General features: G+C 41.8%; 17 protein-coding genes. 14 read left to right on the forward strand and 3 right to left on the reverse strand.

Annotation, left to right across the window (positions count from 1 at the left end; all coding sequences use genetic code 11):
• The first annotated feature begins 254 nt into the window (after positions 1 to 254).
• Both Q0V26_RS08510 and tadA read left to right on the forward strand, forming a co-directional pair.
• Entirely contained in the window at positions 255 to 1,145 is an 891-nt protein-coding gene (locus tag Q0V26_RS08510) for a LysR substrate-binding domain-containing protein (protein WP_045037555.1), read from the forward strand.
• Positions 1,146 to 1,157: 12 nt separating this feature from the next.
• On the forward strand, positions 1,158 to 1,691 hold the full coding sequence (gene tadA / locus Q0V26_RS08515) for a tRNA adenosine(34) deaminase TadA (RefSeq protein WP_297480632.1): 534 nt from the start codon (positions 1,158 to 1,160) through the stop codon (positions 1,689 to 1,691).
• Between the two features lie 61 nt (positions 1,692 to 1,752).
• Here the strand turns inward: tadA and Q0V26_RS08520 are convergent, their stop codons facing one another.
• Both Q0V26_RS08520 and mltF read right to left on the reverse strand, forming a co-directional pair.
• On the reverse strand, positions 1,753 to 1,923 hold the full coding sequence (locus Q0V26_RS08520; RefSeq protein ID WP_297480634.1) for a hypothetical protein: 171 nt from the start codon (positions 1,921 to 1,923) through the stop codon (positions 1,753 to 1,755).
• A gap of 225 nt (positions 1,924 to 2,148) precedes the next feature.
• Positions 2,149 to 3,636: a membrane-bound lytic murein transglycosylase MltF gene (mltF, locus tag Q0V26_RS08525; protein ID WP_297480802.1), complete on the reverse strand. Its 1,488-nt coding sequence runs from the start codon at positions 3,634 to 3,636 to the stop codon at positions 2,149 to 2,151.
• 396 nt (positions 3,637 to 4,032) lie between these two features.
• On the opposite strand from mltF, the gene purL reads away from it, so the two are divergent.
• The 12 genes from purL to pgpA all read left to right on the forward strand — a co-directional run bounded on the left by purL (position 4,033) and on the right by pgpA (position 16,880).
• On the forward strand, positions 4,033 to 7,950 hold the full coding sequence (gene purL / locus Q0V26_RS08530) for a phosphoribosylformylglycinamidine synthase (protein ID WP_297480637.1): 3,918 nt from the start codon (positions 4,033 to 4,035) through the stop codon (positions 7,948 to 7,950).
• A gap of 184 nt (positions 7,951 to 8,134) precedes the next feature.
• Positions 8,135 to 8,539 carry a hypothetical protein gene (locus tag Q0V26_RS08535; RefSeq protein ID WP_080157161.1) on the forward strand — a complete coding sequence of 135 codons (405 nt, stop codon included), beginning with the start codon at positions 8,135 to 8,137 and terminating at the stop codon, positions 8,537 to 8,539.
• A 105-nt stretch (positions 8,540 to 8,644) separates the two neighbouring features.
• The gene (glnB, locus tag Q0V26_RS08540; RefSeq protein WP_006646656.1) at positions 8,645 to 8,983 is read left to right on the forward strand and encodes a nitrogen regulatory protein P-II; all 339 of its coding nucleotides are present in this window, start codon (positions 8,645 to 8,647) and stop codon (positions 8,981 to 8,983) included.
• 298 nt (positions 8,984 to 9,281) lie between these two features.
• On the forward strand, positions 9,282 to 10,532 hold the full coding sequence (glyA, locus tag Q0V26_RS08545) for a serine hydroxymethyltransferase (RefSeq protein WP_297480650.1): 1,251 nt from the start codon (positions 9,282 to 9,284) through the stop codon (positions 10,530 to 10,532).
• Positions 10,533 to 10,748: 216 nt separating this feature from the next.
• A complete protein-coding gene (gene nrdR / locus Q0V26_RS08550; RefSeq protein ID WP_045037560.1) occupies positions 10,749 to 11,198 on the forward strand; it encodes a transcriptional regulator NrdR in 450 nt (149 codons plus the stop codon).
• Positions 11,199 to 11,225: 27 nt separating this feature from the next.
• Positions 11,226 to 12,350 carry a bifunctional diaminohydroxyphosphoribosylaminopyrimidine deaminase/5-amino-6-(5-phosphoribosylamino)uracil reductase RibD gene (gene ribD / locus Q0V26_RS08555; RefSeq protein WP_297480654.1) on the forward strand — a complete coding sequence of 375 codons (1,125 nt, stop codon included), beginning with the start codon at positions 11,226 to 11,228 and terminating at the stop codon, positions 12,348 to 12,350.
• 23 nt (positions 12,351 to 12,373) lie between these two features.
• On the forward strand, positions 12,374 to 13,030 hold the full coding sequence (locus tag Q0V26_RS08560) for a riboflavin synthase (RefSeq protein WP_297480657.1): 657 nt from the start codon (positions 12,374 to 12,376) through the stop codon (positions 13,028 to 13,030).
• 44 nt (positions 13,031 to 13,074) lie between these two features.
• Positions 13,075 to 14,178 (forward strand): bifunctional 3,4-dihydroxy-2-butanone-4-phosphate synthase/GTP cyclohydrolase II, encoded by a 1,104-nt coding sequence (gene ribBA / locus Q0V26_RS08565; protein ID WP_297480805.1) that lies wholly within the window; start codon positions 13,075 to 13,077, stop codon positions 14,176 to 14,178.
• 202 nt (positions 14,179 to 14,380) lie between these two features.
• Positions 14,381 to 14,851, forward strand: a complete 471-nt coding sequence (gene ribE, locus Q0V26_RS08570) for a 6,7-dimethyl-8-ribityllumazine synthase (protein WP_036795804.1) — start codon at positions 14,381 to 14,383, stop codon at positions 14,849 to 14,851.
• Positions 14,851 to 15,324, forward strand: coding sequence for a transcription antitermination factor NusB (nusB, locus tag Q0V26_RS08575; protein WP_297480676.1), 474 nt, complete (start codon positions 14,851 to 14,853; stop codon positions 15,322 to 15,324). The genes ribE and nusB overlap by 1 nt, the downstream gene beginning before the upstream one ends.
• A gap of 74 nt (positions 15,325 to 15,398) precedes the next feature.
• On the forward strand, positions 15,399 to 16,382 hold the full coding sequence (thiL, locus tag Q0V26_RS08580; protein WP_297480679.1) for a thiamine-phosphate kinase: 984 nt from the start codon (positions 15,399 to 15,401) through the stop codon (positions 16,380 to 16,382).
• Between the two features lie 9 nt (positions 16,383 to 16,391).
• Complete coding sequence (pgpA, locus tag Q0V26_RS08585; protein WP_297480682.1) at positions 16,392 to 16,880, forward strand: phosphatidylglycerophosphatase A; 489 nt, start codon at positions 16,392 to 16,394, stop codon at positions 16,878 to 16,880.
• A gap of 85 nt (positions 16,881 to 16,965) precedes the next feature.
• Here pgpA and dxs read toward each other — a convergent pair whose 3' ends face one another.
• Positions 16,966 to 18,831: a 1-deoxy-D-xylulose-5-phosphate synthase gene (gene dxs, locus Q0V26_RS08590; RefSeq protein ID WP_297480683.1), complete on the reverse strand. Its 1,866-nt coding sequence runs from the start codon at positions 18,829 to 18,831 to the stop codon at positions 16,966 to 16,968.

An 18,831-nucleotide genomic window follows, 5' to 3' on the forward strand; every position in this document is an offset into this window, starting at 1 on the left:
GCTTTTGATTTGATAAATTTGTCAGTCATAATCTTCACTCTAGTTGTATTTATTTCTACTTTGTCAAAAGTAGATGAAAATTGGGTGAAAAGGAAAAATAATTATTTTATTGCCCCGTTTCGATGTTAGCTATTGTATTTGTTTCTTGAATAATGATAATTACCTAAAAGTGCAAATTACTTTTACATGTGTGTAATAATAAGCAGCGTAATCGTCATTTTTGCGATCGTTCATGTTAGTAATAGGTATTTAAAATGTTTCTATGGGAAGGGGTGACCGAGTTTGTTGCTGTTGCGGAAACGGAAAGTTTTACTGCAGCATCAAAACGATTAGGTATTTCGACTGCGCAAGTGAGTCGCCAAGTCAGTGCGTTAGAGAACCGACTTAATACCAAGCTATTCTACCGTACTACACGTAAGGTTTCATTAACGGAAGAGGGCAATGTTTATTATCAACATTGTCGTCAAGTATTAGACGGCCTTGAAGATGCTGAGCGTGCAATCAGTAATTTACGCGGTAAGCCACAAGGGTTGATTAAATTAACTGCACCTGTGACTTATGGCGAAAAATACATTATGCCGTTGGTTAATGATTTTATGCTGCAATACCCTGAAGTGGAAGTGACGATTGATTTAACTAACCGTCAAGTTGATTTAGTGGAAGGCAGTTTTGATCTCGCAATTCGTTTAGGGCGTTTGACCAGCTCATCAATGATGGCGAAGCGTTTAACCAGCCGCACCATGTATGTTTGTGCTTCACCCGCTTATTTACAGAAATTTGGTATTCCACATTCATTATCTGAATTACGTCAGCATAATTGCTTGATTGGTAACTACGATCACTGGCGCTTCCAAGAGTCAGGTAAAGAGAAAAGTATTCGTGTTAGCGGTACCCTTAATTGTAATAGTGGTTATGGTTTACGTGATGCGGTGATTAAAGGGATCGGCTTAGCGCAATTACCTGACTATTATATAGATAAGGATTTGGAATCAGGGGCTATTGTTCCGATTTTGACAAATTACCAAGAGCCTGATGAAGGTATTTGGGCGCTTTACCCACATAACCGTCATTTATCACCCAAAGTGAGAATGTTGGTGGATTACCTTGCAGAGCAATTACCTCACATTAGCCATTATGATTTGTAAGTACTTATACGGATGTTAAATAAAGAATTAGATGCTGAGGATTCAGCAGCAACAGATGATGTTTTTATGCGTCGTGCAATGGAATTAGCCGCTCTAGCTGAAGCTGAAGGCGAAGTGCCTGTTGGTGCGGTTGTGGTACATGATGGAGTGATCATTGGCGAAGGCTGGAATCGCTCTATTGGTCATCATGATGCGACCGCCCATGCTGAAATGATGGCATTACGTCAAGCAGGACAAATGCTACAAAACTACCGTCTTATTGATACGACATTGTATGTCACTTTAGAGCCGTGTCCGATGTGCGCTGGGGCTATTGTTCATAGTCGCGTTGGCAAAGTGGTGTTTGGTGCTCATGATGCTAAAACTGGGGCGGCGGGCAGTGTTATGAATTTGCTTAGTTATGAAGGTGTTAATCATCATGTACTGCTCCAAGGTGATGTATTAGCACCGGAATGCCGAGCGCAGTTACAAGCCTTTTTTAAGCGTCGTCGAGCAGAGAAAAAAGCCACTAAATTATTAGCAAGACAACAGCAACATGATGATTGAATTCAGTTAAATCGAATAAGCTTGGTGGTGATTTATTATTAGATAAATGATCCCAAGCTTATTAGCTAATAGCTTGGACTCTATGTTCTGCCGTTGCCGTTAGAATACAACTGCGCTGACGCCATAGAATTTTTTTACGGATATTACTGCTTAGGCGTTTGCGACGTGTTGCTGCGGTCGTGAGATGTTTAGCAATGTGCGGTGTTTTTGATCTTAATCTGATTACTTTCATGATTCCATCCATAACGTCAATATAACGGTCAACGTATTCATCAGCGCATAAAATATCGCTGTCGCCGTTAATAGTGTCATTGTTTATATATGCTGTTTATTATGCATGGTGGTGCATTTTTTGATAGTAATCTTTATAGGATAATAATCAAACGTTGATCAAACTCTCATTGTGTAAAAAGGCGTCGATTATTCTAAATCTACGCCAATGAATGCGGTCAAATTACTAGTCTGATACTGATGATTGGATTATCACTTTATCATGGCTGTTGGTGGTGATGGCGTTCGGGGTAATGGTTTGTAGGCCATCAACAATTTTTAAATTTTTACTTTCAAATTGACGACTATGAGCACGTTCATAGCCAATAATACTTTGATAATAACGACGAATACCTTCAACATAATTAAGGGCTTCACTACCACGTGCGTAGCCATAACGTGATTGAATGTAGTATTTACGTTGCCCTAATAATGGCAAGCGTTGTTTGACATCGACCCAAGTATCAGGGTTTGCACCTTGTGCTTTGGTGAGTCGGCGAGCATCCATTAAATGTCCAAACCCGACATTATAAGAGGCGAGGGCAAACCACACTTTTTCATGCTCTTCGACACTGTCTGGTACGCGAGCGATCATCTTACGCAGATATTCACTGCCGCCACGAATGCTTTGCTCTGGATCTAAACGGTTGGTGACCCCCACTGATTCAGCCGTCGGTAACGTTAACATCATCATACCTCGAACACCAGTTGGAGAAATAGCTTGTGGATCCCAATGCGACTCTTGGTAAGAGAGGGCGGCTAATAAACGCCAATCAAAACCGTTGGCATATTGTTTAAATAAGGCTTCCCATTGCGGTAAGGTGGTGTTGACTGCGCGTAAAAATGCACGAGTATCGACATAATCAAATTGATCAATATGACCTAAATATTTCTCTTCTAGTCGTGTCATGGTGCCGTTTTGTTTCATTTGACCAAAAAACTCAATCATTAACGCATACAAGCTATCGTTACCACTTTGTTTAACAAACCAACTTACAGGTTCGTCTTGCGTCAGTTCAAGTGCGATAGCAATATCAGGATGAATGCGTTGCAGTAACGCTACATCTACGGAATCAGCAACGGTATAATCAAGTTCACCTGTAGCAACTTTGATTAACAGATCATTAATGTCTGATTCTGGAATTGACTGCCATTTCAAGGTTGGATGGGTATCACGAATAAGCTTTAATTTTTGCTCATGACTTGAACCTTTTACAACTGCTAAGCGTTTATTACTTTTAGCCAATTCATTAAGATTTCTTGGTCGACGTTGGCCTTTTTTATAGACCACGATTTGGCTAGTGTAGTAATAGGCCGGGGCTGGATGATTGCCTTGAAGACGAGCGGGCGTTACCGTGAGTCCTGCGGCAATAATATCAATATCGCCACGTTCTAATGCGGGAAATAATTCAGAAAGAGTAAACATAGCGGTGATTTCAAGTTTAACCCCCAGTTTTTTAGCAAAACCCTGTGCCAATTCATAATCCAATCCTGTTGGACCGTCTGCGCCAATATAATAAGACAGCTGATTATTTAATGTTCCGACTCGTAATACACCACTATCTCGAATTTTCTCAAGGCTGGTGGGCGTGTTCTCTTGCCATTGACAGCCATTGGTTAACATCGCAAGTAACAGCAGACTTATAAAACGACGTAGTAGAGTGAGCAACTGAATATTTATCAACTAAGCGAACCGAATCTGAATATTAACGTTCTTTATATCAAACCCTGTTAATTGCGCAAAGTTGAACTGTTCAGTTTATGATCATAATTTAGAGATCGGAATAGATTAAGTGAGATTATTCTATTTTACGGTTAAAAAATGACCCAAAAATAATAGCAAAAAGGTTTTTTTTGATATTTTGATTAAGATTGAAAAAAAAACACGCAAACGGTTGCGTCAGGTGTTACGTCACAAATTTTTTTCCCTTATACTAGGCACTCGTGAATAACGTTGTGATAGTTAAGCAGTGAATAGTCTTGTACTAGGTGCTATTGAGATAAGTTTCTACGGTTTGAAATTTACCTCAATATCACTTTTTTTAATCTGCTAATTGAGAGACCTTTGCACATGGAAATTTTGCGTGGTTCACCCGCTTTGTCTGAGTTTCGCGTTAATAAGTTACTTGAGCGTTGTCATGAGTTAGATCTGCCAGTTACTCATATCTATGCTGAGTTTGCCCATTTTGCTGATGTGGTGACAACGCTAACTGCTGATGAACAAGCTAAACTTACCCGTCTACTCACATACGGTCCAACGATTGCAGAGCACGAGCCTAAAGGTTTATTGCTACTTGTTACTCCTCGTCCTGGCACGATTTCTCCTTGGTCTTCAAAGTCGACCGATATTGCGCGTAATTGTGGTTTAACCGCAATTAAACGTCTTGAGCGCGGTACGGCATATTATATTGAATCATCATTACCACTTACGGTTGCACAATTGGATGACTTAAAAGAGCTGCTTCATGATCGGATGATGGAAGTGGTGACCGATAATGTTGAAGCCGCGAGTGCATTATTTATACAAGCGCAACCGGCAGCAGTGAAAAGTATTGATATTCTAACGGGTGGCCGTCAAGCATTAGAGCAAGCGAATCTCACCTTAGGCCTTGCATTGGCTGAAGATGAAATTGATTACTTGGTTGAAAATTTTACCAAGCTTGAGCGTAATCCCAATGACATTGAATTAATGATGTTTGCTCAGGCGAACTCAGAGCATTGCCGTCATAAGATCTTTAATGCCGATTGGACGATTGATGGTGTCGATCAACAAAAATCATTATTTAAAATGATCAAAAACACCTACGAGCATAACCATGAATACGTGCTGTCTGCTTATAAAGACAATGCTGCGGTTATGAAAGGTTCTCATGTAGGGCGTTTCTTCCCTGAACCACAATCACGTCAATATACTTATCATCAAGAAGATACCCATATTTTGATGAAAGTTGAAACCCATAACCACCCAACAGCAATTTCACCATGGCCCGGCGCAGCAACAGGCTCTGGCGGTGAAATTCGTGATGAAGGCGCAACCGGTATTGGTGGCAAACCTAAAGCAGGCTTAGTCGGATTTTCAGTATCGAACTTACGCGTGCCGGGTTTTGAACAGCCATGGGAAACCGATTTTGGTAAGCCAGATCGTATCGTGACTGCACTTGATATCATGCTAGAAGGCCCACTGGGTGGCGCAGCATTTAATAACGAATTTGGTCGTCCTAATCTACTGGGTTATTTCCGTACTTACGAAGAAAAAGTCACTTCTCACGCTGGTGAAGAAATCCGTGGTTACCATAAGCCAATTATGATTGCGGGTGGCATGGGTAATATTCGTGCTGATCATGTGCAGAAAAAAGAAATACCTGTTGGCGCCAAGTTAATTGTGCTGGGTGGGCCCGCCATGAACATTGGTCTTGGTGGTGGTGCGGCGTCATCAATGGCATCAGGACAATCAGCAGAAGATTTAGATTTTGCTTCAGTGCAGCGTGAAAACCCAGAAATGGAACGTCGTTGTCAGGAAGTGATCGATGGTTGTTGGCAGATGGGGGATGATAACCCAATAGCTTTTATTCATGATGTTGGCGCAGGTGGTATTTCTAACGCTTTACCTGAATTAGTTAACGATGGTGAGCGTGGTGGTAAATTCCAATTACGTGATGTGCCTAATGATGAACTAGGCATGAGCCCACTTGAGATTTGGTGTAATGAATCACAAGAGCGTTATGTATTAGCAATTGCACCTGAAAATATGGCTACGTTTGATGCTATTTGTCAGCGTGAGCGTGCCCCTTATGCGGTGGTTGGTGAAGCAACTGCTGAGCGTCATTTAAGCCTTGAAGATAGCCATTTTAATAACACCCCCATTGATATGCCAATGGATATTCTGTTGGGTAAAGCACCAAAAATGCACCGTGAGGCCACAACATTAACAGTGGCAGGGCAGCCGCTTGATCGCAGTGAAATAACTATTGAAGATGCAACCGAGCGAGTTTTACGTTTACCTGCTGTCGCGGAAAAGACATTCTTGATCACCATAGGTGATCGTAGTGTGACTGGATTGGTTGCTCGTGATCAGATGGTGGGTCCTTGGCAGGTGCCGGTAGCGAACTGTGCGGTAACAGCGGCAAGCTATGATAGCTATCACGGTGAAGCGATGTCGATGGGTGAGCGTACGCCAGTGGCATTACTTAACTTTGGCGCATCAGCGCGTTTAGCTGTAGGCGAAGCAATTACCAATATTGCAGGTACTTATATCGGTGATATGAAGCGAATTAATTTATCGGCTAATTGGATGTCACCAGCAGGTCATCCGGGTGAAGACGCTGGCTTGTATGAAGCAGTAAAAGCCATTGGTGAAGAGTTATGTCCCGCATTAGGGTTAACGATCCCTGTCGGTAAAGATTCCATGTCGATGAAGACTAAGTGGCAACAGGATGGTGAAGAGAAACAAGTGACATCACCATTGTCATTAGTGATCACCGCGTTTGGTCGTGTTGAAGATGTTCGTAAAACAGTGACCCCACAATTACGTACAGATAAAGGCGAATCAAGTTTATTGCTGGTGGATCTTGGTTGTGGTCAAAACCGCCTTGGTGCGACTGCGTTGGCTCAGGTTTATAAACAACTGGGTGATAAAGCGGCGGATGTTGATAGCCCTGAATTATTGAAAGGCTTCTTCTATGCGATGCAAACCTTGGTGCGTGATGAGAAGCTATTGGCTTACCATGACCGTGGTGATGGTGGTTTATATGTCACGTTAGCTGAAATGGCATTTGCAGGTCACACTGGGGTTGAAGTTGATATTAATACTGCTGCAACTGATGCATGTGATGACGTATTAGCAGCGCTCTTTAGTGAAGAACTCGGTGCTGTGATTCAAGTGCGTAGTGATGATGTTGAAGCCGTACAAGCGGTATTAGCCGTTAATGGTTTAGCTGCTTGTAGTCATATTATTGGTACTGTGATTGATGAAGATACCGTCCGTATTTGGAATGGTAACGATGTAGTACTTGAGCAAAACCGCACTGAATTACGTGCGATTTGGGCAGAAACAACTTACCAAATGCAAGCGATGCGTGATAATCCAACGGGTGCATTACAAGAATTTGAAGCCAAGAAAGATACGCAAGATCCAGGCTTACATACTCAGTTAACATTTGATATTAATGAAGATGTTGCAGCGCCATTTATTGCACCAGCGATTAATTTTGGTGCGAAACCACAGATGGCAATTCTACGTGAGCAAGGTGTTAACTCTCACGTTGAAATGGCGGCTGCGTTTGATCGTGCAGGCTTTGAAGCGAAAGATGTTCACATGAGTGATATTCTTAGCGGTAAGGTACAACTTGATGGCTTTAATGGTTTAGTGGCGTGTGGTGGCTTCTCTTACGGTGACGTATTAGGCGCGGGTGAAGGCTGGGCAAAATCAGTGTTATTTAACAATATTGCCCGTGACCAATTTGCTGCATTCTTTACTCGTTCAGATACTTTGGCATTAGGGGTGTGTAATGGTTGCCAGATGATGTCTAATCTGCACGAGCTGATTCCAGGTGCTGATTTATGGCCGCGTTTTGTGCGTAACGAATCAGAACGTTTTGAAGCGCGCTTTAGTTTAGTTGAAGTACAAAAGAGTGATTCATTGTTCTTTAATGAAATGGCAGGTTCACGGATGCCAATCGCAGTTTCACATGGCGAAGGTCGAGTTGAAGTACGTAATGGCGAGCATTTGGCGGCGATTGAGCAGTCAGGCACGATTGCGCTGCGTTATCTTGATAACTACGGCAATGTTACTCAAAATTACCCAGCTAACCCTAATGGTTCGCCAAACGGTATTACAGGTTTAACTACGCAAGATGGACGAGTCACGATTATGATGCCGCACCCAGAGCGAGTATTCCGCACCGTGGCTAACTCTTGGCACCCAGATGATTGGAGTGAAAACAGTCCTTGGATGCGAATGTTCCGTAATGCGCGGGTTAACCTAGGCTAATAGATACATTCATTAAACATATAGAAGCTGTCATTTATTGGCAGCTTTTTTTATACTGTAACTGTGACACTTATAAATTTAAATATGAAGTTGATATTGATCACATTAACCGGGAAGGAACATTGGGATAATTAACGTAACGAATACGTAAAAATGACCACGGCGTCGTTACAAGGATGAAACAATGGGATGGGATGTTCCCAGTAGTTACCGTCTAATCGGTGCAACTAAATTACTTGCAGTGTTAGTTGTTATTGGTCTTATTCAACATTTTGATATGATCATTCAAGCCTTACGCTTTGATTTACTTAGCATGGTACCAATGAGTGTCACTATATTGGTATTGATCTCAGGAATACTTGCTTGTATTGGATTATTTCGAGGTAAGAAATGGGGATTTATACCACTTTATTTTTACATTCCTGCTGCAACGTTATTTCTTCAGGTGAGTTTAATTCCTTTTATACCTAATATTTTTCCGGTTAAACATCATGATATTGTTATTATGGTGATCAATGGCTTGGTATTACTGTACTCCGTGTCGCTACTTTTGCGACGAATGGAGACTAATTACATTAAAGAATATTAAATGGTATTAAATTACTGCATTGAATCTGTGATAATAGCTTTAATTTAATCAAGTCGGTGTTCGTAATCACGATCCCGATCTTCTGCTCAGCAAAGGATGATGATAATGAAAAAAATTGAAGCCATTATTAAGCCATTTAAACTTGATGATGTTCGCGAAGCGTTAGCGGAAGTGGGTATCACAGGCATGACAGTGTCAGAAGTCAAAGGATTTGGTCGTCAAAAAGGCCATACTGAGCTTTATCGTGGTGCCGAATACATGGTCGATTTTTTACCTAAAGTGAAAATTGAAATTGTAGTGACTGATGAAGTTGCAGAGCAATGTATCGACACCATCGTAGAAACAGCCCAAACAGGTAAAATTGGCGATGGTAAAATCTTCATGTTTGATATTGAGCGTGTGGTACGTATTCGTACCGGCGAAGAAGATGAAGATGCTATTTAATTTGTGATGGTTAATCATGATGAAACATCAAGAGGAGTTGCCACAGTGCAGCTCCTTTTTTATGGCTGTATTTTATGTCAATAAATAACCATTGAATCATGACGTCAATTTAGTAACTGATTACTGTTACAACAAAGAAAACCACATTTAGGACTTTCTGATTTAGATCAATTTATGTAATATAGACTGCAGATAAGAAATGAAAACGGAAACGATTGCGCCCGCGTGGCGTCTAGGTTTGTGACTTTTCGTTCATCACTAAAAATAGTATAAAACTTTGCCGAGTCAGGAGATACAGATGCTAAAGCGCGATATGAATATTGCTGATTATGATGCGGAACTATTTGCAGCTATTCAGGAAGAAACAGCCCGTCAGGAAGAACACATCGAGTTGATTGCTTCTGAAAACTACACCAGCCCACGTGTAATGGAAGCACAAGGTTCTCAGCTAACAAATAAATATGCTGAAGGTTATCCTGGTAAGCGTTACTACGGTGGTTGTGAGTTTGTCGATAAAGCTGAGCAACTTGCGATTGACCGTGCGTGTCAGCTATTTGGTGCAGAATACGCGAACGTTCAGCCACACTCTGGCTCTCAAGCCAATAATGCGGTTTACATGGCATTATTGAATGCGGGTGATACGGTATTAGGCATGAGTTTGGCACACGGTGGTCACTTAACGCACGGCTCACCTGTAAACTTCTCGGGTAAGTTATATAACATCATTCCTTACGGTATCGATGAAAATGGTCAAATTGACTACCAAGAAATGGAAGCATTGGCGTTAGAGCATAAACCAAAAATGATCATTGGTGGCTTCTCGGCTTACTCGCAAGTGGTTGATTGGGCAAGAATGCGTGAAATCGCTGATAAAATTGGCGCTTACTTATTCGTTGATATGGCACACGTTGCGGGCTTAATTGCGGCCGGTGTTTATCCAAACCCTGTGCCTCATGCACATGTTGTTACTACAACAACCCATAAAACATTAGCTGGCCCTCGTGGTGGTTTGATTTTGTCAAACGAAGGCGAAGATCTTTACAAAAAGCTTAACTCTGCTGTTTTCCCAGGTGGTCAGGGCGGCCCGTTAATGCATGTTATCGCAGCGAAAGCGGTGGCCTTTAAAGAAGCGATGGAACCTGAGTTTAAAGTTTACCAAGCAAATGTGGTTGTGAACGCTAAAGCAATGGTAGCTGAATTTATTAAGCGCGGTTATAACATCGTTTCTGGTAGTACAGAAAACCATTTATTCCTTGTTGATTTAATTGATAAAGGTATCACTGGCAAAGAAGCAGATGCGGCACTAGGTGCAGCAAATATCACTGTTAACAAAAACAGTGTACCCAATGATCCACGTAGCCCATTTGTAACTTCAGGCATTCGTGTAGGTACACCATCAATTACTCGTCGTGGTTTTAATGCAGATGATGCTCGTCAACTTGCAGGCTGGATGTGTGATGTTTTAGATAACATCAATGATGCTGCTGTTATTGAAGCGACGAAAGAGAAAGTACTTGAAATTTGTAAGCGTCTTCCCGTTTACGCATAAGTTAATCACGATGCGATATTAAAGACCCGTTATTGCATATTAAGATAAGGCTTACCTGTTTATAGGTAAGCCTTTTTGTTTTGTGAATAACATAAAATGTACCATTATTAATGATAATTATTACTTTAAAAGTTATTTATTATAAAAAAGGGAGGGGATAGTCTCATTAAAGTGATGAAATGAGTTACACTGAGTCGATTAAATGTAGGAGGCTAAATGCATTGTCCTTTTTGCGGTGCAAATGACACCAAAGTAATCGATTCTCGATTGGTTGCAGATGGCCACCAAGTGCGCCGACGTCGCCAATGTTTAGCGTGTAATGAACGCTATACTACGTTTGAAACGGCAGAACTTGTAATGCCTCGCGTAGTAAAAACTAATGGTAACCGTGATCCGTTTAATGAAGAAAAATTACGCGGTGGTATTCAACGTGCGCTAGAAAAACGTCCCGTGAGTACTGACGACATTGAACGTGCGGTAAATAGTATAAAATCTTGTCTTCGAGCAACCGGTGAACGTGAAGTGCCATCTGAGATGATTGGTAATTTAGTGATGGAAGCTTTAAAAGAATTGGATAAAGTCGCTTATATCCGCTTTGCTTCTGTTTATCGTAGTTTTGAAGATATTCGTGAGTTTGGTGAAGAAATCGCTAAGCTGGAACGTTAAAACAAATAATTGTTAAGACCAACAATAATGACACACACTGATCAACAAATGATGTCGCGAGCAATAGTACTGGCTCAGCGCGGTCGTTATACCACAGCACCTAATCCTAAGGTGGGGTGCGTGATTGTAAATAATGGCGACATTGTTGGTGAAGGGTATCATTATCAAGCAGGACAACCTCATGCTGAAGTGTTTGCATTACGGCAGGCACAACAACGTGCTCAAGGGGCGACCGTCTATGTTACCTTAGAACCATGTTCTCATTATGGGCGAACGCCGCCTTGTGCTGAAGCATTAATCAATGCCAAAGTGGCACGGGTTGTGTGTGCGATGGTGGATCCTAATCCCGCCGTCGCTGGGCGGGGTATTACCTTATTGCAAGCTGCGGGTATTCAAGTGGATGTCGGTATTTTAGCTTCGCAAGCACAAGCATTGAATCCAGGCTTTATTAAACAAATGACCCATCAAATGCCCTATGTTGAGCTCAAACTAGCAGCGAGTTTAGATGGGCGAACTGCGTTAGCAAATGGGGCCAGTAAATGGATCACCGGCCCTAAAGCGCGATCGGATGTTCAACAATTTCGTGCCTGTGCAGGGGCTATTTTATCGACCAGTGCGACGGTTATTGCTGACGATCCTTCACTTAATGTACGCTGGAATGAGCTTGATACATCTGTTCAGCAACAATACCCTCAGTCAGCGTTACGCCAGCCTATACGGGTTATTATTGATAGTCAGAATAGATTGACGCCTGAATATCAACTCTTCAACTTACCCGGGGAAACCATTCTTGCCCGCACTACGCTCGGTACTGAAGCGTGGCCCGACTCTGTGCAGCAATGGCAAATTCCAACCCAACCCAACAGTAACCAACTTGATCTGGTGGCTTTATTGTCGCGGTTAGCCGACTATGGCATAAATCATATTTGGGTTGAAGCGGGGGCTAGTTTGGCAGGAGCATTATTGCAACAGCAATTGGTTGATAGTTTGATTCTATATCAGGCCCCTAAACTAATGGGCAGTGATAGCCGTGGCTTGATTGATATCACTGGGTTGACATCAATGGCACAAACTCCACTGTTAACCATTACTGATGTGGGGTTGGTTGGTGATGATATTCGTATTATAGCAACAGTACAAAATAATAAATAAAATAGTGAAATTAAGGGTTTATCATGTTCACTGGAATTATAGAAGCTGTCGGTAAAATATCAGCCATGACACCAAAAGGTGCTGATGTTTCTGTTACTGTTGATTCAGGAACGCTGGATTTATCAGATGTTAAATTAGGCGATAGTATTGCGACTAACGGTGTTTGCCTTACCGTCGTTAAATTAACGGGTAAAGGTTATGTTGCTGATCTTTCATTGGAAACATTAAACCGTACTGTTTTTGTGAATTATAAAGCAGGCCAAGTGGTTAATTTAGAAAAAGCGATGTTGGCAACGACGCGTTTTGGTGGCCATATGGTTTCAGGCCACGTTGATGCTGTTGCTGAAGTGATTGAGCGTCAACATATTGGTCGTGCGATTGAATTTTGGATTAAAGTGCCACCGCAACTTGCTAAGTATATTTCAGAGAAAGGCTCTGTGGCTGTTGATGGCATTAGCTTAACGGTGAATGCAGTGCGTGGCGACGAGTTTAAATTAACTATTGTGCCGCATACTGCCGCAGAAACGACCATGGCTGATTTCCATGTTGGTCGAAAAATTAACCTTGAGGTTGATGTTATCGCGCGCTACCTTGAGCGATTAATGCTCGGTGATAAAGCGGCGGAAAAGCAATCTCAAGTAACGATGGATTTATTGGCGAGAACTGGGTTTCTCGGTTAAGCATTGCTTTATGCTCAATAAAGCAACATAAGATTAAGGGTAGTATTATGATAAGTAGTGCAAAAGAAATCATTGATGATATTCGCCAAGGAAAAATGGTTATCCTGATGGATGATGAAGATCGTGAAAATGAAGGCGATCTTATTATTGCATCACAGCATATCACCCCTGAAGCGATTAACTTTATGGCGACAAATGGCCGCGGCTTAATTTGCTTAACATTAAGTAAAACCCGTTGTCAGAAATTAGGCTTACCATTAATGGTTCAAGATAACACTGAACAATTTGGAACGCCTTTTACTATCTCTATTGAAGCTGCAACGGGGGTTACAACGGGTATTTCAGCGGCTGACCGTTCTCGCACAGTACAAGCTGCTGTGGCTGCTGATGCAACCGCGGCTGATATTGTTATGCCTGGTCATATCTTCCCATTAATGGCGCAAGAAGGCGGTGTACTTACACGAGCTGGACACACTGAAGCGGGTTGTGATGTTGCACGTTTAGCTGGTCTTGAAGCATCAAGTGTTATTGTCGAAATTTTAAATGACGATGGCACTATGGCGCGTCGCCCACAATTAGAAGTGTTTGCTGAAAAGCATGGCTTAAAATTAGGTACAATTGCTGACCTTATTGAATATCGTAATCTGCATGAAACGACGATTGAGCGTGTTGGCGAGTGTAAGCTTAATACCGAGTTTGGTGAGTTTGATATGATCACGTATCGCGATAAAATTGATGATCAAATTCATTATGCGTTGCGTAAAGGCGACGTTGAAGAAAATGCTGCCACATTAGTTCGAGTGCATTTACAAGATATTTTTAAAGATATTCTTCAATCAGGTGCTACTCAGTGGACATTGCCTGCAGCAATGCAACGTATTAGTGCTGAGAATGGCGTACTAGTGGTATTGAGTAAACAAGAGTCTACCGATAGTATTGTCAATAAAGTGAAAAATATTGCGGCTGAAAATGAAGGGCGCCCACAAGTGAAGGCGAATCCATATAACCCTTCACGCCAAGTAGGTATCGGTTCGCAAATTTTATCTGATTTAGGTATTGGTAAAATGCGTTTATTGTCATCAAGTACACAACGTTACCATTCACTATCAGGCTTTGGCCTTGAGGTGGTTGAATATATTTGCGAATAATAGCGCATTGTATTTGCTGAGATGAATTCACGGAGCATTATTATTATTGATAATGCACACTTATTGGTTGGTTCTACAACGAATAAGCAATAAATATTAACAAATCCACTGAAACCGACGGTTGTGCGTAGCAGACATATCGCAAAGTGTGTTAGACTCCCGCGGTTTCTCAAACTGGAAAGACATAGTCACAGGAAGGCCCATGAAGGTAATTGAAGGCGCCATCGCGGCACCAAACGCAAAAATTGCTATCGTAATTGCACGCTTTAATAGCTTTATTAACGAAAGTTTACTTTCAGGTGCATTAGATGCGCTGAAACGTCAAGGTCAGGTTAGTGAAGATAATATCACTGTTGTTCGTTGCCCTGGTGCTTATGAACTACCGCTTGTTGCCCAGCAAGTCGCGAAGAGTGATCGCTATGATGCTATCGTAGCTTTAGGCTCTGTTATTCGTGGTGGAACACCTCATTTTGACTATGTTGCCGGTGAGTGTAATAAAGGTCTAGCACAAGTTGCACTAGAGTATAATACTCCAGTTGCTTTCGGTGTGTTGACTGTTGATTCTATAGAACAAGCCATTGAGCGTGCCGGTACCAAGGCTGGTAATAAAGGGGCAGAGGCTGCACTAAGCGCGCTCGAAATGGTAAATGTCCTGTCCCAAATCGAATCCTAATGGGGGTTACTGTGAAACCAGCCGCGCGTCGTAATGCACGTCAATTTGCTGTACAAGCAATTTATTCTTGGCAACTTACTAAAGGTAATGTTGCGGATATTGAGCAATATTTCCTTTCAGGCGATAAGTTTGAAGAAGAAGAACATCAAGCTGATGCACCTATGTGTAAAGCGCCGGAGACTGATGTTAGCTACTTCCGTGATTTATTCGCAGGTGTTGTATTAAGCCATCAAGAACTTGATAGCAAAATGCGCCCATACTTGTCTCGTCCACTTCAGGATCTTGACCAGATGGAACTTGCTTTACTTCGTCTTGCAATGTATGAAATGGTTAAGCGTGAAGACGTACCATTTAAAGTTGTGATCAATGAAGCCATCGAATTAGCAAAACTTTTCGGTGCTGAAGATAGCCACAAATTCGTCAATGGTGTGTTAGATAAAGCTGCACCATCTTTACGTAAAAAAGATAAATAATTTTTTCACGTTAAGTACGATGAAAGAAGTCAGCTTATTAGCTGGCTTTTTTTTTATTAAAGGAATAGAAAATCATGGTAAAAAGTGAATTTGATATCATCAAACAGTATTTCGCACACCAACAACAGCAGCGTGATGATGTTGTGTTAGCGATCGGAGATGATTGTGCGCTAGTGGATGTTCCCACCAATTACCATATTGCAGTGAGTACCGATTCATTAGTTGCAGACACACACTTTTTAGCTGATGCCGATCCTGCGTTAGTGGCTTATAAAGCATTAGCATCTAATATCAGTGATTTAGCTGCAATGGGAGCCACGCCTGCATGGGTATCCTTAGCGTTAACATTACCGACTATTGATGAAGCGTGGTTAGCGCCTTTTTGCCATAGTTTTTTTGAACTTGCTAATCGATATAATATTCAATTAATTGGTGGTGATACCACTAAAGGCCCGTTAAGTATTACCTTAACCGTACAAGGCTTAGTGCCACGAGGTCAGGCATTAACTCGCAGTGGCGCACAAGTGGGTGATGATATTTATGTAACGGGTGATCTTGGTGATAGTGCCGCAGGGCTTGCTTTGATATTAAATCAGTCTCAATGTGAACCATCTCTCGCAACGGTATTAGTTGAACGCCATTTTAAAGCACAACCTCGAGTGAATGTGGGTGAGGCTTTACGAGGCATTGCATCTGCGGCATTAGATATTTCTGATGGCGTGATTGCGGATGTAACCCATATTGGTGACCGCTCTCAAGTTGCGATTGAGATTGATGTTGAAAAATTACCATTATCTGCTGATTTACTGACATTCTGTAATGGTGACCGTCAACAAGCACAACAGTTAGCTTTAACCAGTGGTGAAGAATATGAGCTTTGCTTTACTGTTTCAAAAGCTAATCGAGATGCATTAGTGATGGCTTTAGCGCATACTAATGTTAAATATAGCTGTATTGGTCAAGTGACTACGGGTCGTGGTTTATCGTTATTACAGTTAGGTAAGCCATTGAGTTGGAAATTATCCGGTTGGGATCATTTTGGTGTAACAAATAATTAGGGTATTAACGTGAGTACAAATCCAAAAGATTTATTAAAAATGAATAATCCTTGGCACTTATTAGCCACAGGATTTGGCAGTGGTTTAGCAAAATATATTCCTGGTACGATGGGAACGCTGGCCGCCATTCCGTTATACCTTATTCTTGCTCAATTGCCTTTTGGTTGGTATTTAGTGGCGGTTTTGGTTGCTGCTCTGATCGGGATCCGTATTTGTCATATTACCTCGACGGACATGAAGGTTCATGATCATGGCAGTATAGTGTGGGATGAGTTCGTTGGTTTTTGGATCACAATGGCAGTAGCACCAACCGTATCATGGCAGTGGATATTAGCGGGCTTTATTCTATTCCGCTTTTTTGACATGTTAAAGCCATGGCCGATTAGCTGGTTAGATAAACATGTCGAAGGTGGTTTTGGGATCATGATTGATGATGTGTTAGCTGGTTTTATGGCAATGATCTCATTGTGGTTTGTTGGTTACTGGTTAGGTTTCTAAGTTTCAGTTTAATGAGCAAGCAATAAAAAAGCCATGAAGTGTATGCTTCATGGCTTTTTTGATTACTGTGAGCGTAAATTAATGCTTATTTAGCAAGATATTCAATAATTTGTTTTTCAATGCCGACACCATCGATTTTTAACATATGGTGTAATTCAGCTTGCGTCCCTTGTTCGATGAATCGATCGGGCAGACCAATGTTTAATACTGGTTTAATGCATTTTTGCTGCATTAGAAACTCAATCACACCGCTACCTGCGCCACCAGAAATCGCATTTTCTTCAACAGTGACTAACACGTCATGATTCGCTGCTAGTTCAAGAATTAATGCTTCATCAAGCGGTTTAACAAAGCGCATATCGGCAACGGTTGCATTTAAGCTTTCAGCTGCATCTAAGCTATAACCCAGCATTGCACCAAAGTTTAAAATGGCCACTTTCTCACCTTGACGGCGGATAATGCCTTTACCAATTTCAATTGCTGTCATCGTGGTTTCTACATCAGTGCCAAGACCACAACCACGCGGATAGCGTACGGCTGTTGGACCTTGGTGTTGATGGCCAGTATAAAGCATTTGGCGACATTCGTTTTCATCGCTTGGTGCCATGATCACCATGTTCGGAATACAGCGCATAAAGCTAATATCAAATGCACCTTGATGGGTTTGACCATCGGCACCGACTAAACCTGCACGATCAATCGCAAACATGACAGGTAAGTTCATAATAGCTACATCATGAATCAGTTGATCATAGCCACGTTGCAAGAAGGTAGAGTAAATTGCTACAACAGGGTGATAACCACCAATTGCCATGCCGCTTGCGAGTGTAACCGCGTGCTGTTCTGCAATAGCAACATCAAAATATTGCTCTGGGTATTGTTTTGAAAAGCGTACCATGCCAGAACCTTCACGCATGGCAGGAGTAATCGCCATCAATTTGTCATCAACTGCCGCCATATCGCATAGCCAATCACCAAAAATTTTAGAAAAAGTTGGGCTGGTATTTTTTGCTTTTGGCAGTGGTTTTTCACTTAAATCAAATTTTGGAACTGCATGGTAATTGATTGGGTCAGCTTCTGCTGGCGCATAGCCTTTGCCTTTTTTAGTCATAATATGCAGAAATTGCGGCCCTTTAAGGTGACGCATATTCTTGAGCGTTTTCACTAACTCATCAATATCATGGCCATCAATTGGACCAATGTAATTAAAACCAAGCTCTTCAAACATTGTGCTTGGAACAACCATGCCTTTAATATGTTCTTCTGCACGTTTAACGATTTCTTTAATTGGCGGTGCATTAGAGAGTACTTTTTTACCACCTTCACGAATAGAAGCGTAAAAGTTACCTGCCAATAAATGGGCTAAATGATTACTTAAACCGCCTACATTTTCAGAAATCGACATTTCATTATCATTAAGAATGACTAACATATCACTATGTATATCACCGGCATGGTTCATGGCTTCAAATGCCATGCCTGCGGTAATTGCGCCATCACCAATAATACTGACAACTTTACGGTTAAGGCCTTCTTTTTCAGCCGCAATCGCCATGCCTAAACCAGCACTGATTGATGTTGATGAGTGGCCGACAGATAAGACATCGTATTCACTTTCATCACGCCAAGGAAAAGGGTGTAATCCACCTTTTTGGCGAATGGTCGACATTCGATCGCGACGACCCGTTAAAATTTTATGTGGGTAAGCCTGATGGCCAACATCCCAGATCACATGATCAAACGGAGTATTATAGACATAGTGAAGCGCAACGGTAAGCTCAACTGTACCGAGTCCGGAGGCAAAGTGACCGCTGGTTTGGCTAACCGTCTTGAGTAAATAAGTACGTAACTCATCACAGACTTGAGGCAGACTTTCTGCGGGCAATAATCGTAATTCATCTGGCGTGTTAGCTAATGCGAGATGCGGGTATTTTGATATATCCAAAGTCAT

The sequence above is a fragment of the uncultured Photobacterium sp. genome (genome assembly GCF_947039875.1).
Taxonomy (GTDB): domain Bacteria; phylum Pseudomonadota; class Gammaproteobacteria; order Enterobacterales; family Vibrionaceae; genus Photobacterium.